Genomic DNA, 15,970 nt, shown 5'->3' with positions numbered 1-15,970 from the left:
TGTGCAGGTAAACAGTTTCAGTTCACGACGTTCAGCCCAGCACATAGCCTACCTCACGGTGCTATCTGTTCCGTTTGCGGAACACGTCTCACCACTCATTCATGCCTGCCGAAACTCAGACGACGACGGTGGCCAAAGCCAGTAAACTAGATAAGGCCTCTGAGAGGCCTTTTTCGATCATGAAATCACTTCTGAATTAAATAACGAATCGTTGGTCCGTCCTGCTGGATATCCAGCACGGTATAGCCGTGATTTTTGGCATCAAGCGGAATGTTATTGATCGACTGGGGGCAATCGCTCACCACTTCCAGAATTTCACCTTTCTTAAGCTGCGGTAACGCCTCAAGCGTGGCAACGGCCGGGTAAGGGCAGGGTTCACCCACCATATCGAGACGATAATCAGGCACGATCTCTTTCATGCGGCATTCTCCTGAGTTTCAGTTTTGACGGTGGCACGCCGGAAGAAGCGCTTTTCTTGCGCAATAACCAGTAAGAAGGCAATAAGCAGCAGGGCGTAGGTCACCATGAGCCCCCCGGGTGGACCAAAGGTATTCAGCAAATTGACCTTGTCCCAGGTGGTTGCCAGTACTGGAGAGACGTCATCCCAGTAGTACGCCAGGAGGGTTGAGCCAATCACGTTACCCAGACCAACCCACCAGTAATGCACCTGGCCTTCCACGGCGCGATACATCCAGCCAGTTTCACACCCGCCCGCCAGCACGATGCCAAAACCAAACAGCAGCCCGCCAATGACCGCATTAGGACCGGCCCACATGATTTTCGGCTCAACGCCGAGCTGAACATAGCTAAAGATCCCGATCGCGCTCACGGCCATCCCGGCAATAATGGCTTTCGCCATCATGGTACGTCCGGTGATCCACATATCGCGAAACGCGGAGGTAAAGCAGATCTGCGCGCGTTCAATCAGCAGACCAAAGCCGACGCCGAACAGCATGGCCAGACCGAGTTTGGGCTGATTCATCGCCGTGCAAATCGCCCAGGCAACCATAGCAAAAAAGACCAGCATACCGAGGCGGAAGCGACGACGCGCCTGATCGGGTTTTTGCGTTAACGGAGATGCAGCGCTAACTTTCGTCATTTTCACCGGAATGCGGAACAGTGGCAGCAGGGTGAACTTTGCACCGAAATATGAGCCTATGGCGGTGGCGACGGCAAAGAACCAGGCATGCAGCGAGAACTGCGGAATACCGGTAAAGAACGCGGCCAGATTACAGCCCATCGCCAGGCGGGCGCCAAACCCGGCAATGATACCGCCGACCACGGCCTGCATAATGCGGATGCGGCTTTTCGGCATGCGCAACTTAACGTTGTTGGCCCACAGCGCGGCCGCAAAACATCCGCCAAACATGCCAATGATCATCATCCCGTCGATGCGGGTCAGCGGTGTGCCCTCAAGATGGATCAGTTTGAAGTAACCCCACTCTTCGGCATGAACGCCTGCCAGCTGTAATAGCTGCCCACCCCAGCGGGTAAACTCGCCCGTAACAGCCCAGAAGGTGCCGGTAATACCGAAATAATAGGTAGAGAGAATGCCTGCCGCGATAACGGCCGGAACAGGTGACCAGAACTTAACCAGGTAAGTCTGTTTGAAGGAATGCCAGGACATGAATAACCTCTGAACTCAGAAGGGTAACGCTAAAAAGAGCCCAGATCATACGCTTACGCGAACGTTTGAAAAGTCATTCACACCGAAAATATCGACAGGATCAATTTTGACCTGCTTCTTTCAGGAAGAGAGAAGGGAAAACCGCCTGACGCCGGGGCCAGACGGTGTTAACGGTTACGCCTTGTGTGTGGCCGCTTTCATGGATGTGACGAATGCGTGTAACTCAGCCAGCATCTGCTCTGGCTTATCCACATTCTTCTCGATGATTTTCACGATAGCCGAACCGGAAATGGCCCCGGCGGCTTTGGCGTCAATCGCCGCAGTAACCTGATCCGGAGAGGAAATCCCAAAGCCCTGAAGCGGCGGTGCAGCATGGTATTCTGCCAGCTTCTCCACCAGATGATGCAGCGGAAGCGCGGCTTTGTTTTCCGCACCGGTGACGCCCGCACGGGAGAGCAGGTAGGTGTAACCCCGTCCGTAAGAGGCAATCTGGCGCAACAGATCGTCATCGGCATTCGGTGGACAGATGAAAATCGGCGCGACGTTGTGGCGCATCGCCGCCTGACGGAACGGCGCAGACTCTTCAACGGGCACGTCAGCCACCAGCACGGAGTCAACGCCCACGCGGGCGCACTCTGCGTAAAACGCATCAATACCGCGGCTGAACACCAGGTTGGCGTACATCAGCAGGCCGATCGGAATGGTCGGGTGCTTCTGGCGAATCGCCGCCAGCATTTCGAAGCACTGGCCCGGCGTCACGCCCGCAGCAAACGCGCGAAGCGTCGCGTTCTGGATGGTCGGGCCATCCGCCAGCGGATCGGAGAACGGAATCCCCAACTCCAGCGCGTCGGCACCGGCGTCAATCAGGGTATCGATAATCTTCAGCGACAGCTCCGGACCGGGGTCGCCCAGCGTCACGAAGGGAACGAAAGCGCCTTCCTGGCGGGCTTTCAGTTGTGAAAATGCGTTATCGTAGCGTTCCATCAGATTTCCCCTCGTGCTTTCAGAATATCGTGAACGGTGAAAATATCTTTGTCACCGCGACCGGAAAGGTTTACCACCAGCAGTTGCTCTTTTTCCGGGTTTTCCTTCATCATTTTCAGCGCGTGTGCCAGCGCGTGGGAAGACTCCAGCGCCGGGATGATCCCTTCATTGCGGCACAGCGTTTTGAAGGCCTCCAGCGCTTCGTCATCAGTGATGGAGACATAATCCGCGCGCCCGGTGCTGTTGAGGAACGCGTGCTGCGGCCCTACGGACGGGAAATCCAGCCCGGCTGAAATTGAGTAAGACTCCTCAATCTGCCCTTCATCGGTCTGCATCATCGGGGCCTTCATGCCGAAATAGATCCCCACGCGACCATGCTTCAGCGGCGCACCGTGCTCGCCCGTTTCAATGCCGTGGCCGGCAGGCTCAACGCCAATCAGCCCAACGCTGGTTTCGTCGATAAAATCGGCAAACATGCCGATGGCGTTAGATCCGCCGCCAACGCAGGCGATCACCGCATCCGGCAGGCGACCCTCTTTTTCGAGGATCTGCGCTTTAGTCTCTTCTCCGATCATGCGCTGGAATTCACGCACGATGGTCGGGAACGGGTGTGGGCCTGCCGCGGTACCGAGCATGTAGTGGGCGGTTTCGTAGCTGCCAGACCAGTCGCGCAGCGCTTCATTACAGGCATCTTTCAGCGTCGCAGAACCGCTGTGCACAGGGATCACTTCCGCCCCCATCAGACGCATACGGAACACGTTAGGCGACTGGCGTTCAACGTCTTTCGCCCCCATATAGATGCGGCACTTCAGGCCGAGCAGGGCGCTGGCGAGGGCAGAGGCCACGCCGTGCTGGCCCGCGCCGGTTTCGGCGATAATTTCGGTTTTACCCATACGTTTGGCGAGCAGAGCCTGGCCAAGCACCTGATTAGTTTTATGCGCGCCGCCGTGCAGCAGATCTTCACGTTTAAGGTAGAGCGTGGTTCTGGTGCCTTCGGTCAGGTTGCGGCATTTGGTCAGTGCCGTCGGACGACCGGCGTAGTTTTTCAGCAGGTCAGTAAACTCCGCCTGAAACGCCGGATCTTTCTGCGCGCTCACGAACGCTTCTTCCAGCTGGCGCAGCGCGGGCATCAGGATTTGTGGGACGTACATCCCACCAAACTCACCAAAATACGGGTTAAGTAATGTCGTCATCTTCTCTTCCTTAATATGCACGCAGAGTTTTAAATACCGATGCCAGCTTGCTGGCGTCTTTTATGCCCGGTTGGGACTCTACGCCTGAATTGAAATCGAGGCCGGCGCAGCCGGTTTTGGCTGCTTCCACACAGTTATCGGGGCTTAATCCCCCCGCCAGCAGGACATTGTCCAGCACTTCGCCACGCAGCAGTGACCAGTCGAAACGCTGCCCCGTGCCGCCCTGGCCGTTGTCGAGCACGTATTTATCAACATGCGTAAGGTTACGCGCGGGCAGGATGGCGCCAACGCTTTGCGCTTTCCAGATCTGAACCTGAGGTGCCAGAACATGTCGCAGAGCATCGATGTATGTCTGATCTTCATCGCCATGTAGCTGAACCGCGCTCAGGGATAACGCGTCCGCTTTCGCCGCAACGTCGTTAATATCCGCATTGCGGAACACGCCCACGTAGCTCAGTGGCACAGCCGCAATCACCTTGCGCGCCTGTTCCTCATTAACGGCGCGAGGAGAGGACTCAACAAAGATCAGACCACCATAGATCGCGCCCGCCTCATACGCGGCCTGCGCATCCTGCTCACGGGTCAGGCCGCAAACTTTGTTCTCACCCAGCAGCACGCGGCGCACGGCCGCATTAAGATCGTCGTGTTCCATCATCGCGGAACCGATCAGGAAACCGTTGGCAAAGTGGCTGAGTTCGCGCACCTGAGCGTAGCTGTTGATTCCGGATTCGCTGATCACCGTGACGCCCGCACCCAGACGCGGCGCAAGCTGGCGCGTACGGTTGAGGTCAATCGACAGGTCGCGCAGGTCGCGGTTGTTAATGCCGACCACTTTGGCTTCCAGCGCGATGGCGCGCTCCAGCTCCTCTTCGTTGCTCACTTCGGTAAGCACGCCCATATTCAGGCTGTGCGCGACGGCGGAGAGCTGGCGATACTGTTCGTCATCCAGCACGGAGAGCATCAGCAGGCAGGCATCGGCCTGGTAAAAGCGCGCCAGCCAGATCTGATACGGGTCGATAATAAAGTCTTTGCACAGAATCGGCTGCGGCGCGATGCCGCTGACTACGGGCAGAAAATCGAAGCTGCCCTGGAAATATTTCTCATCCGTCAGCACAGAAATGGCAGACGCATGATGCTTGTAGATACCGGCAATACGCGCCGGGTCGAAATCGTCACGGATCACGCCTTTGGACGGAGACGCTTTTTTACACTCCAGAATAAACGCGGTACGCGCGCCCTGGAGGGCATCATAGAAACGACGGCTGCTCGGAACGACGTCATTCTGAAAACTGGCGAGCGGCTGCTGTTGCTTACGGGCTTCCACCCAGATGGCCTTATCGGCGACGATTTTCGCTAAAACGGTCTGCATTATTTACCCTCTTGCCGCAAGTGCGGTAACGCGATCGTAAGCTGCACCGGAGCGCAGTACGTCCAGAACTTTTTGGGCGTTGGCTTTCAGATCTTCCTCGCCATGTAAACGCATCAGCATGGCTACGTTGGCCGCCACGGCGGCCTCATGGGCGGCCTCACCTTTACCTTGTAATAAGCGCGTGAGAATGTCACGGTTTTCTTCCGGCGTGCCGCCCGCCAGGGCGTCCTGATGGTACGGGGTCAACCCGAAATCAGCGGCCTCAAGCTGATAGTTCAGCACTTCGCCGTTATTCAGTTCGGCCACCAGCGTGGGCGCATGCAGGGAAACTTCATCCATCCCGCCGCTGTGTACCACGGCGGCGCGTTGGTAACCGAGGACGCGCAGCGTCTCCGCAATCGGCAGGACCAGCTCCGGACTGTAAACGCCAATCAGCGCCAGCGGCGGGTGCGCCGGGTTAATGAGTGGACCGAGCACATTAAACAGCGTCCGGGTTTTAAGCTGCTGGCGAACGGGCATCGCGTGGCGGAAACCGGTGTGATACTTCGGCGCAAACAGGAAACAGACGCCCAGGTCATCCAGCGCTTCACGGGAACGCTCGGCGTTCATGTCCAGGTTGATACCGAAAGCCGCCAGCAGGTCGGACGATCCGGAACGGCTGGACACGCTGCGGTTGCCGTGCTTCGCCACTTTCAGTCCGCATGCCGCCGCCACAAAGGCGCTGGCGGTCGAAATATTGATGCTGTTGCTGCCGTCGCCACCGGTCCCAACGATATCGGCAAACGGATAGTCCGGGCGCGGGAACGGGGCGGCATTTTCCAGCAGCGCGGTTGCCGCACCGGCGATCTCCTGCGGGCTTTCGCCGCGCACTTTCATGCTCACCAGCGCAGCGGCCAGCTGCTCAGGCTTCAGCTCGCCGCGCACGACGGCGGAGAAAAGCTGGTGGCTCTCCTGCTGGCTCAGGGTCTGGGCCTGATACAGTTTTTCCAGAATCGGTTGCAGGGTGTTGGTCTGCTCCAGCTTTTGCAGCGCCCAGTTGAGCGTTTGCTCCAGCAGGCGCGCGCCGTTAGACGTCAGGATAGATTCCGGGTGGAACTGCATCCCGCAGACGCGATCCGCATCGTGACGTACCGCCATCACCATCCCTTCAAACGAGGCGTTAATCGTCAGCCCGGCCGGAATATTGCTGCCGACCAGTGAGTGGTAACGCGCCACCGGAAGCGGGTTCGGCAGACCGGCAAACATCGCCTGACCGTCATGTTCAATGCTTGACGCTTTACCATGCAGGATCTCCCCCGCCTGACCCACGTAACCACCGTAGGCTTCGACAATCGCCTGGTGGCCGAGGCAGATGCCGATAATCGGCAGCTTGCCGCGCATACGGGTCAACAGCTCAGGCATACAGCCCGCTTCGCTCGGTGCGCCTGGCCCCGGGGAGAGCATCAGCACCGGGTTTTGCATGGTCGCCAGACGGTCAATCAGCGTCTGGGCCGGAACGTGGTTGCGATAGATAACGACGTTGTGCCCATTCGCACGCAGCTGATCTGCCAGGTTGTAGGTAAAGGAGTCGATATTATCGAGCAGCAGAATGTCAGCCATCAGAAAATCTCCTGTGCATGGTGTGCGGTAGCAATGGCGCGCACTACCGCGCGCGCTTTACTGCGGGTTTCGTCGGCTTCCGACTGCGGAACAGAATCCAGCACAATCCCGGCCCCGGCCTGGACGGTAGCAATGCCGTCCTCAACGTAGGCGGAGCGAATCACGATGCAGGTATCGAGGTCACCGTGAGCGGTGAAATAGCCCACCGCGCCACCGTAGCTGCCGCGACGGCGGCCTTCAGCTTCGGCAATCAGCTGCATGGCGCGGACTTTCGGCGCGCCGCTCAACGTGCCCATGTTCATGCAGGCGCGGTAGGCGTGCAGGACGTCGAGGTCGTGGCGCAGCTCACCCACCACGCGGGATACCAGATGCATGACGAAGGAGTAGCGGTCGACTTTGGTCAGGTCTGCCACATAGCGGCTGCCCGGCGTACAAATACGCGCCAGGTCGTTACGTGCCAGGTCAACCAGCATCAGGTGTTCGGAGAGCTCTTTGTGGTCGGTACGCATTTCCAGTTCGATGCGGCTGTCGAGATCGCGGTCCAGGGAGCCATCGGCACGACGGCCGCGTGGACGGGTTCCCGCTATCGGGTAGATCTCAATCTGGCGGCTGGTGGCGTCGTACTTTAGGGAGCTTTCCGGTGACGCGCCGAACAGAGTGAAATCATTGTCCTGCATAAAGAACATGTACGGGCTTGGGTTGCTCTTTTTCAGCACATCGTAAGCCGCCAGCGGCGACGGGCAGGGCAGTGAAAAGCGACGGGACGGCACCACCTGGAAAATCTCCCCGGCACGAATCGCTTTTTGCATCTGACGCACCACCGCGCCGTACTGATCGTCGGTCTGACTCACCTCGCAGGTCATCTTTTCAACACGCTGCACCGGGAGCGCGGGCGGTGCTTCTGACATCTGCTGTTGCAGTTGGCCGATGCGCTGCGCGAGGCGATTTTTCTCAGACACAGATGGCGTGAACAGGCTGGCCTGAATGCGGGTGTATTTTTTCTGATGGTCGATCACCATCAGGGTTTCGGCCAGGTAGAAGCAGTAGTCCGGGCAGCGGTTACCCTGCTCGGTTTCCGGTAAATCTTCAAAGCCAGCAACCAGGTCGTAAGCAAACAGCCCGCCAAAGAACATTGCTTCGCGCTCATCTTCCGGCACATTGACCAGATTTTGCAGCAGGCGGAAGGCGTCGAAAACGGAGAGTGAGCAGAGGCGGGCATCTTCATCCAGCAACTGGCTTACCGGCGGGAAATGCAGAATTCGCAGGTCCGGATGACGCTCATTTTCAATGCCTGAAGGCAGAGCCGCATCCAGCAGCGGCAGCAGCGACGCGCCATTCTCGGATAACGCCTTAATAGTGACAGTGTCACCCGATGCGGTAATGCGCAGCGCGCTGTCAACCAGCAGCAGGCTTTTGAGATCGTCCTTGCTGTCGATATCAGCAGATTCCAGCAGCAGCGTCGCAGGACGTGCACCGCACACCTGATGAAAGAGCGCGGTAGGGTTATGGCGATAGGCCGCCTCGCAGGTCAGCAGTTCGAGGTGGGGTTTGGCTGTTTGCATGTTGTTATTCTCATATTCTGTTCAAAAAAAAGCCCGCTTGGGAGCGGGCCGGGTATCTGTTTGCTTTTCGCAGACGCGTGACACTGCCCGAAGATCAGGAAGTACGCCACCAACCGTGCAGAGCGAAATGTGCTGTCATTTTCAGATACCTTTCTCGTGTGAACTTGCGTACTAGTTAACTAGTTCGATGGCGTGTTGTCAACCCCTGATTTCAGTATTTCGCGGTAAGTCGGTATCATAGGTGCTTCGGATGTCTCCAGACTGTTATGGGAAGTGCTTTGAGCGATACCACCTACGCCGTAATTTATGATTTACACAGCCATACGCAGGCTTCAGATGGCCTGCTGACGCCCGAAGCCCTGGTCCATCGCGCCGTTGAAATGCGTGTCGGCACGCTGGCAATAACCGATCACGACACAACAGACGCCATCCCCGCCGCGCGCGCCGAGATTGCCCGAAGCGGGCTGGCGCTAAATCTGGTGCCCGGGGTCGAGATCTCCACGCTCTGGGAAAACCACGAAATTCATATCGTTGGCCTGAATATTGATACAGAACATCCGGCAATGTGCGCATTTTTGCAAGAACAAAAAGCACGACGCAATCAACGCGCGGAGTTGATAGGCGAACGTCTTGAGAAGGCGCATATCCCCGGTGCGCTGGAAGGTGCGCGCAAGCTGGCGAACGGTGGGGCGGTCACGCGCGGCCATTTCGCCCGTTTTCTGGTTGACGCCGGTAAAGCGACGACCATGGCGAATGTGTTTAAAAAGTATCTGGCTCGCGGGAAAACCGGATACGTTCCTCCCCAGTGGTGTACAATAAAACAAGCTATTGATGTGATTCATCATTCTGGTGGTAAGGCCGTATTGGCCCATCCGGGGCGGTATAATCTTTCTGCTAAATGGCTGAAAAGGCTGCTGGCCCACTTTGCCGAATGCGGCGGTGAGGCGATGGAAGTTGCCCAGTGTCAGCAGGCACCCAATGAGCGTTCGCAGCTCGCGACCTACGCCCGTCAGTTTGGCCTGCTTGGGTCACAGGGTTCAGATTTCCATCAGCCCTGCGCGTGGATTGAACTGGGGCGCAAGCTCTGGTTACCCGCTGGCGTTGAGCCCGTCTGGCAGCTCTGGGAACAGCCACAGCAAATTGAAGAGAGGGAAGTATGAGTCAGTTTTTCTATATCCATCCGGATAACCCACAGCCACGTCTGATTAATCAGGCTGTGGAAATCGTCCGTAAAGGTGGCGTTATTGTCTACCCAACCGATTCTGGCTACGCGCTGGGCTGTAAAATCGAGGATAAAGGGGCAATGGAGCGCATCTGTCGCATCCGCCAGCTGCCGGACGGCCACAACTTCACCCTAATGTGTCGCGATCTCTCTGAGCTGTCGACCTATGCGTATGTCGACAACGTGGCCTTTCGCCTGATCAAAAACAACACGCCGGGAAACTACACCTTCATTCTGAAAGGGACAAAAGAGGTGCCGCGTCGTCTGTTGCAGGAAAAACGTAAAACCATCGGCATGCGCGTGCCGTCGAACCCGATTGCCCAGGCGCTGCTGGAAACCCTCGGCGAGCCGATGCTGTCTACCTCGCTGATGCTGCCGGGCAGTGAGTTTACCGAGTCCGACCCGGAAGAGATCAAAGATCGTCTGGAGAAAGTGGTGGAGCTGATTATTCATGGCGGCTATCTAGGCCAGCAACCGACCACCGTGGTGGATCTCACCGAAGACGCGCCAGAAGTGATTCGTGAAGGCGTGGGCGATGTTAAGCCTTTCTTGTAAGGGTGTAAGCAGATTTACTACGCGGCCATCAAAGCAGGGCGTTGCCCTGTTTTTGACCTGATTCGACGCCTGTGAAGGCGCACAAGATAAATATTAAACGCTTTATAATCAGTGAGTTAAAGTAAATCGATTAATGGTTGTTACCAGCTTGTGTGGCAGCCATTAGCCACATCGCGACTCTCATCATGTATGTACACCTTTCCCTGCCGTTAATGGCTTCATTGGTACAGCTCCGTTATGGGTATTAATACCGAGGGGCTTTATGGCTTCTCTTTTCCAAAATCTGTTAGTTGCTCATTTTCTGCACCCTGGTTAACCTAAGATTAATCCTAATGAATCAAGGGTGAGCTTGGCTATCGGGAACAGACAGATTCAAAAAGGAATCACCCAAAGAAGAGTTAGATCGCTTGCTGGATGAGCTTGCATTCACAAAGGAGCAACGGGATTTTATAGAATCCATACGGCAAGATAACGTGGATAAAAACAACGAGGAGTAGTGTCTATGGCGTGGATCTGTGAAGTTAGCAGCCGTAGTGCTGCCGATATTGCTGTTTGTGTAGTCGGTTCAAGATCAGTAGCCGATCTGTTGGTTTGTAGAGTTGAGTCGCGCAGTGTGTCTCAAGGTATGGATGGGCTATGGTGTGAGGTAACGTCTCGAAGTGTTGCTTCATCGAAAGTGAAGTTTGTCACTTCGCGCTCTTCCGCTGATCTACTTATTTGTTATGTGACATCACGGAGTGTTGCGGGATGGACGAGAGAACATCCATTGAAAGGTAAACTCTGACCATAAGGAATCATCATGAGCATTTACTTCACTGAACATGGTAGTGCCATTGGATACCAGGTAGAAGGGCGTTGGACAGTCAAGGGCGATTATTTGCAGGTCAACCATGGTCCCAACATTCTAGGCGGTTTATACAAAATCAACGACAATAAAGTGAAATTCCCATTCGACTACAAAGAAGTTGAGGGAGTGATCGACACTGAGAAACTCACTTTCACCGTGTGTGGCATCGAATACAAAATGAGAAAAATTAAAACAAATCCGTGGGATGTATAATTGAAAAGGGGGCATTACGCTCCCTCGTATTGCCTTCTTAACCCATACTGCTAACGCCATGTTTTAGGGGTGACTGTCTGTAGATCAACCGTTATGATTGCAATACATTCAGAGTCAAAAGGATTGAGACGTGGATACAGTCGAGGAACTCAACGGAACATACTTCTATGCGGGGCGTTCAAACCTCACCGCCTCCGAGCTTTTTTTCATGGTCTTCTGTGAAAATGTTGTTGATCAACTTGGTTTAGGTCTTGTTGATTTCGGTGCTGTAGTTGCCATTGTATCTGGGCGTAATACTCTCCCTACAAGGGCGAAACCAAACGGCGCTGAAAAGGGAACATCCTATGCGTCTAAAGCCTCGCGAAAAGTGTTCAAAAAAGCGCAGTTCCCTTTCGGTATCAAACTACCTTCCGTTATTGGTGGTTATCCACCTTCTACAATCAGAATCAGGGCGGTAGCTAACATTGGAACCTTTACGGGCAGGGCTATTCCTGTCGTGGGGTGGGTTATCTTAGCTTCTGATATCTCTCAAATCACCTATCGCACTATCCGAGACTACAACGCTATAGCGCGGGGTAACGATAAGTTATGGTAAACAATGTTGAGCAGCGCGTTTATGAGCTTGTACGGCCTTACGCTGGCACGTACCTATTCAAGTTCAAGAAAGTAGAGCTAACACCTGAAACGGATCTTGATACTGATTTGAGTCTTGATGAGCTTGAAGCTGGTGAGTTAATGGATAAGTTTTTCGATGCGTTCAAGGTTGAACGGGGACACTTTAAAATAGAAACTTACTATCCTGACCAGCCTGTTTCATGGAATCCATTTAAAAAAACAGAGCCTACTCCTGTACCAGATTTCAATGTTGGTATGCTGATCGAATCAGCTAAAGCCGGAAGATGGTTGTACGAATGAGTGGCGCACCGCCCCCAGTAAATGCTGACTTATTTAGCCGTAATAAAATTAAGAATTTTTTACATGGATTAAAAGGAGATTAAGAAATGATTGAGTTGGCATCAGAGGTTGTTAACTTCATTGTAAATAAAATTGGATTGATTTTTTCCTTAGCTGCATTGGTGTTATCTTTCTTGAGCTATAGGAACAGTAAATTAGTAAAAAAGAAGAGCGACAAAGATGCTCTTTATAAATTTAAGACGGAAACCTTACTCAAGGCGCGGGAATTTGAAATTGCTTTTCAAGATTCATATGATAAGATAAATGGCTTTATAAAAGAGTTGCAAGGAAATAACACGCTCTTTGCAGAGCTAAAGAATGTAATTTTGAATGAGTTGATTTCACAGCGTGACTCTTTCTATAAGCAGTGCGTGCTTGACGCCAAAGCAACTTGTTTAAAATTAATTGATAACTTTGATACATTAAGTGAAGATGAAATTGCGGAGTATCATAAGGTTTTTAACTCTGAATTGGAGAGATTAAAAGCAAATAATAAAAGATTGGATTCAAAATTTACGTCTTTAATCCAGAGTATTGCAGTGAAATAAATACACTCCACGAAGTCTTATTCTATTTGGTATGCATTATACCATCTCAATTACCAACATTGGGCACTCATGATATCAATATGAAATGCCCTAAGTGCGTGTCCCTCTCTTAATGCCCGTTGAATACTTCGTTCGTAGTGCGTCTACTTTGGCCTGAGTAATCCCCAGGTAGGCGCGGGTATGTTCGGTGGAGCGATGCCCCAACATCTTACTAATCTCCTCAAGATCTTCGCCGTGGGCGTGAGCGATAGCAGCCACGGTCTTACGTGACGAGTGCATACTGATCACTGCTTCCTGTGGAAGCAAGCCCCCGCATTTTGAGCTTGTCCACTGCATACTCAATCTCAGCATGGATTTTGGAACGGCTAATCGGCTTACCCTTGGTCCGGTTGTTGTCATTCTGGAATACATACACGTTATCCCCGCGCTCGTTATAACGAGCCTTGAGCACCTCCCTTGCTGTCTCCGTCAACTCCACTTCTACCGCTTCTTTGGTCTTGTCGTGGGTGATACGCAATACCTTGCTACCAATGTCCAGTTCATCCCAGCGCCAGGATCGCATATCCACGCCGCGAAGCTGTGTCTCTATCAGTACCGAGACTCAGACGCACAAAACTTGTTGAATCATTTAGTCTAAAGTTAGTGTAGTATGTGCGCCCACGAATCATTGTGTGTGACAGCTTGTGTGACACGTTGTTTGCCATGCTGTGTACCATGAAAGAGTTACAGATCAGTGAGTTAAGTCGATTTATTAGCTAACTCGTTGTTTTAGAAAGTATACCAGACGCCTGTGAAGGCGACACCTGAGGAAGCTCAATGAGCGAGAAGTTACAGAAAGTGCTGGCGCGCGCCGGCCACGGTTCGCGCCGTGAAATCGAAGCCATTATTGAAGCAGGTCGCGTGAGTGTGGACGGTAAAATCGCCACACTCGGTGACCGCGTTGAAATCGTACCGGGGCTGAAGATCCGCATTGACGGCCATCTTATCTCCGTGAAAGAGTCCGCTGAACAGATCTGCCGCGTGCTGGCTTACTACAAGCCGGAAGGCGAACTGTGTACCCGCAACGATCCGGAAGGCCGCCCGACGGTGTTCGACCGTCTGCCAAAACTGCGTGGCGCCCGCTGGATTGCCGTAGGGCGTCTTGACGTGAATACCTGTGGCCTGCTGCTGTTCACCACCGATGGTGAACTGGCAAACCGCCTGATGCACCCGAGTCGTGAAGTGGAGCGTGAATACGCCGTTCGTGTTTTCGGCCAGGTTGATGAGAACAAACTGCGCGATCTGTCGCGTGGCGTTCAGCTGGAAGACGGCCCAGCGGCGTTCAAAACCATCAAGTTTACCGGTGGTGAAGGCATTAACCAGTGGTACAACGTTACCCTGACAGAGGGACGTAACCGCGAGGTGCGTCGTCTGTGGGAAGCGGTCGGTGTCCAGGTAAGCCGTTTGATTCGTGTCCGCTATGGCGACATCCTGCTGCCGAAAGGCCTGCCACGTGGCGGCTATACCGAGCTGGATCTGACGCAAACCAACTACCTGCGCGATCTGGTTGGCCTGACGCCAGAAACCACATCGAAAGTGGCGGTAGAGAAAGATCGTCGTCGTATGAAGGCGAACCAGATCCGCCGTGCGGTTAAACGTCACAGCCAGGTTAGCAGCAATCGCCGCTCTGGCAGCCGTAATAACAACGGTTAATCTAAAAGCCCGGTGAAAATACCGGGCTTTTTTCTTCAGTAATCAATCCCTATTTGCGCTTTGATACCCGCATCGAACGCATGCTTAACCGGACGCAGCTCGCTGATGGTATCGGCCAGCTCCAGAATGTCCCGATGACACCCGCGCCCCGTGACGATCGCCGTCTGGTGTGCAGGGCGGTTCCTGAGGGCCTCCAGCACGGCTTCCAGCGGCAGGTAGTCATAGGCCACCATATACGTGATCTCATCCAGCAACACCATGTTCAGCGACGGATCAGAGAGCATTCTTTTGGCATGTTCCCAGACGGCGAGGCAGGCTGCGGTATCTGTTTCCCGGTTCTGGGTATCCCAGGTAAAACCGGTCGCCATCACCTGAAACTCAACGCCATGCGGTTCGAGCAGATTACGCTCGCCGTTGGGCCATTCACCCTTGATAAACTGGATCACGCCCACTTTCTGACCGTGCCCGACTGCGCGGGTGGCGGTCCCAAATGCGGCGGTGGTTTTGCCTTTGCCGTTGCCGGTGAACACGATGAGGATCCCGCGCTCGTCCTGAGCGGCCGCCACGCGTGCATCAACCTGTTCTTTGAGACGCTGCTGGCGCTGCTGATGACGGTCTTCACTCATTGCGATATCCCCGGTTTGCGGCCTGGCTGAGCATCGAATGTCATTCCGGTTTTACGACGGCTGTCGTCACCCATTAGCCACAGGTAAAGAGGCATAATATCGGCCGGGGTTTTAAGCTTTTGCGGATCTTCTGTCGGGAACGCGCTGGCACGCATTTTAGTGCGCGTACCGCCAGGGTTAATACAGTTAACCCGCAGATGGCGGTTTTGATACTCTTCGGCCAGCACCTGCATCATTCCTTCCGTGGCAAATTTTGAGGCGGCGTAAGCCCCCCAGTTCGCACGACCCTGACGCCCCACGCTGGAGGAGGTAAACACCAGCGAACCGGAATCTGAGTTAAGTAATAAAGGAAGCAAGGCCTGGGTCAGGAAAAACGTCCCATTGACGTTAACCTGCATCACCTGCTGCCAAATCTCCGGATCCTGTTCATCCATCGGGCGCACTTCGCCCAGTAACCCCGCGTTGTGCAGTACGCCGTCCAGACGCGAATAATGCGTACTAATGCGCTGGGCAAGGGCCTGACATGACGCTGGCGTACAGGTCAGCAGATCGAGCGTATACCAGGGCGTGGGGGTACCGCCGGCGTTTTCGATTTCACGGGCAACGGCTTTGAGCTTTTCTTCATTACGTCCCAGCAGAATAAGGCTCGCACCGTATTCAGAATAAGTCAGCGCCGCTTCGCGACCAATCCCGTCGCTGGCACCGGTAACCAGAATGATGCGGTTCTGTAGAAGGTTTTTTTGTGGCTGATAATGCACGGTGGCTCCTCAGGCGCATTGGGCGTGACTTGCACCTTTATTTATGACTTTTCGGCTTTATGCCCGAAACCGCGTCAGAATTCAATCAGTCTACAGGACAGAACGCTGGGAAATTAACATTTTGCAAAGATTTAAACCAGAAACGGGGGATTCCTGAAGCCGCCTCGCAGAGCTAATGTCCAGAGCGAGACGCCTGCGCAGGGCTGTTGTACACTGGCGTG

Annotated in this window: 19 protein-coding genes and 1 other annotated feature; of the genes, 8 read left to right on the top strand and 11 right to left on the bottom strand. The window is 54.3% G+C overall.

What is annotated here, in order from left to right:
- Window positions 1-185: 185 nt before the first annotated feature.
- The 8 genes from yedF to trpL form a co-directional block, all read right to left on the bottom strand.
- The gene (gene yedF, locus HP459_RS00265; RefSeq protein ID WP_003856774.1) at window positions 186-419 is read right to left on the bottom strand and encodes a sulfurtransferase-like selenium metabolism protein YedF; all 234 of its coding nucleotides are present in this window, start codon (window positions 417-419) and stop codon (window positions 186-188) included.
- Window positions 416-1,627, bottom strand: a complete 1,212-nt coding sequence (gene yedE / locus HP459_RS00260) for a selenium metabolism membrane protein YedE/FdhT (protein WP_165715985.1) — start codon at window positions 1,625-1,627, stop codon at window positions 416-418. Before yedE ends, yedF begins: the two co-directional genes overlap by 4 nt.
- A 174-nt stretch (window positions 1,628-1,801) precedes the next feature.
- A complete protein-coding gene (gene trpA, locus HP459_RS00255) occupies window positions 1,802-2,611 on the bottom strand; it encodes a tryptophan synthase subunit alpha (protein WP_063146359.1) in 810 nt (269 codons plus the stop codon).
- On the bottom strand, window positions 2,611-3,804 hold the full coding sequence (gene trpB, locus HP459_RS00250) for a tryptophan synthase subunit beta (RefSeq protein WP_022648334.1): 1,194 nt from the start codon (window positions 3,802-3,804) through the stop codon (window positions 2,611-2,613). Before trpB ends, trpA begins: the two co-directional genes overlap by 1 nt.
- 10 nt (window positions 3,805-3,814) lie before the next feature.
- A complete protein-coding gene (trpCF, locus tag HP459_RS00245) occupies window positions 3,815-5,173 on the bottom strand; it encodes a bifunctional indole-3-glycerol-phosphate synthase TrpC/phosphoribosylanthranilate isomerase TrpF (protein ID WP_063199372.1) in 1,359 nt (452 codons plus the stop codon).
- Window positions 5,174-5,176: 3 nt separating this feature from the next.
- Window positions 5,177-6,772 (bottom strand): bifunctional anthranilate synthase glutamate amidotransferase component TrpG/anthranilate phosphoribosyltransferase TrpD, encoded by a 1,596-nt coding sequence (trpD, locus tag HP459_RS00240; protein WP_022648332.1) that lies wholly within the window; start codon window positions 6,770-6,772, stop codon window positions 5,177-5,179.
- A complete protein-coding gene (locus HP459_RS00235) occupies window positions 6,772-8,334 on the bottom strand; it encodes an anthranilate synthase component 1 (RefSeq protein ID WP_063149420.1) in 1,563 nt (520 codons plus the stop codon). The genes trpD and HP459_RS00235 overlap by 1 nt, the downstream gene beginning before the upstream one ends.
- Window positions 8,335-8,357: 23 nt before the next feature.
- Window positions 8,358-8,452 (bottom strand) — a sequence feature (Trp leader region).
- On the bottom strand, window positions 8,429-8,473 hold the full coding sequence (gene trpL / locus HP459_RS00230) for a trp operon leader peptide (RefSeq protein WP_071524153.1): 45 nt from the start codon (window positions 8,471-8,473) through the stop codon (window positions 8,429-8,431). Its footprint overlaps the feature before it by 24 nt.
- Before the next feature lie 139 nt (window positions 8,474-8,612).
- Here trpL and rnm point away from each other — a divergent pair, with 139 nt between their 5' ends.
- The 7 genes from rnm (at window position 8,613) to HP459_RS00200 (ending at window position 12,673) form a co-directional block, all read left to right on the top strand.
- Window positions 8,613-9,494, top strand: coding sequence for an RNase AM (gene rnm, locus HP459_RS00225; protein WP_048966764.1), 882 nt, complete (start codon window positions 8,613-8,615; stop codon window positions 9,492-9,494).
- Window positions 9,491-10,111 carry an L-threonylcarbamoyladenylate synthase gene (locus HP459_RS00220; protein WP_003856793.1) on the top strand — a complete coding sequence of 207 codons (621 nt, stop codon included), beginning with the start codon at window positions 9,491-9,493 and terminating at the stop codon, window positions 10,109-10,111. The genes rnm and HP459_RS00220 overlap by 4 nt, the downstream gene beginning before the upstream one ends.
- 502 nt (window positions 10,112-10,613) lie before the next feature.
- Window positions 10,614-10,895 carry a DUF6150 family protein gene (locus HP459_RS23710; protein ID WP_219925542.1) on the top strand — a complete coding sequence of 94 codons (282 nt, stop codon included), beginning with the start codon at window positions 10,614-10,616 and terminating at the stop codon, window positions 10,893-10,895.
- Window positions 10,896-10,910: 15 nt separating this feature from the next.
- Complete coding sequence (locus HP459_RS00215) at window positions 10,911-11,171, top strand: hypothetical protein (protein WP_045308893.1); 261 nt, start codon at window positions 10,911-10,913, stop codon at window positions 11,169-11,171.
- Between the two features lie 130 nt (window positions 11,172-11,301).
- On the top strand, window positions 11,302-11,766 hold the full coding sequence (locus tag HP459_RS00210; RefSeq protein ID WP_015704509.1) for an STM2901 family protein: 465 nt from the start codon (window positions 11,302-11,304) through the stop codon (window positions 11,764-11,766).
- On the top strand, window positions 11,760-12,086 hold the full coding sequence (locus HP459_RS00205; RefSeq protein WP_171935799.1) for a DUF1493 family protein: 327 nt from the start codon (window positions 11,760-11,762) through the stop codon (window positions 12,084-12,086). The genes HP459_RS00210 and HP459_RS00205 overlap by 7 nt, the downstream gene beginning before the upstream one ends.
- An 86-nt stretch (window positions 12,087-12,172) precedes the next feature.
- Window positions 12,173-12,673, top strand: a complete 501-nt coding sequence (locus HP459_RS00200) for a hypothetical protein (protein WP_171935798.1) — start codon at window positions 12,173-12,175, stop codon at window positions 12,671-12,673.
- Between the two features lie 262 nt (window positions 12,674-12,935).
- Here the strand turns inward: HP459_RS00200 and HP459_RS23445 are convergent, their stop codons facing one another.
- Window positions 12,936-13,235, bottom strand: coding sequence for a tyrosine-type recombinase/integrase (locus HP459_RS23445; protein WP_253939611.1), 300 nt, complete (start codon window positions 13,233-13,235; stop codon window positions 12,936-12,938).
- A gap of 254 nt (window positions 13,236-13,489) precedes the next feature.
- Between HP459_RS23445 and rluB the strand changes: the two genes are divergently transcribed.
- Complete coding sequence (rluB, locus tag HP459_RS00190; RefSeq protein WP_003856794.1) at window positions 13,490-14,365, top strand: 23S rRNA pseudouridine(2605) synthase RluB; 876 nt, start codon at window positions 13,490-13,492, stop codon at window positions 14,363-14,365.
- A gap of 35 nt (window positions 14,366-14,400) precedes the next feature.
- Here the strand turns inward: rluB and cobO are convergent, their stop codons facing one another.
- Window positions 14,401-14,991 (bottom strand): cob(I)yrinic acid a,c-diamide adenosyltransferase, encoded by a 591-nt coding sequence (cobO, locus tag HP459_RS00185; RefSeq protein ID WP_023300262.1) that lies wholly within the window; start codon window positions 14,989-14,991, stop codon window positions 14,401-14,403.
- The gene (locus HP459_RS00180) at window positions 14,988-15,749 is read right to left on the bottom strand and encodes a YciK family oxidoreductase (protein WP_023300261.1); all 762 of its coding nucleotides are present in this window, start codon (window positions 15,747-15,749) and stop codon (window positions 14,988-14,990) included. The genes cobO and HP459_RS00180 overlap by 4 nt, the downstream gene beginning before the upstream one ends.
- Window positions 15,750-15,970: the final 221 nt, after the last annotated feature.

The sequence above is a fragment of the Enterobacter sp. CM29 genome, from assembly GCF_013179605.1.
Classification (GTDB): domain Bacteria; phylum Pseudomonadota; class Gammaproteobacteria; order Enterobacterales; family Enterobacteriaceae; genus Enterobacter; species Enterobacter intestinihominis.
Note: the sequence above shows the minus strand (reverse complement) of the source record. Positions and strands in the feature narration are given on the sequence as shown.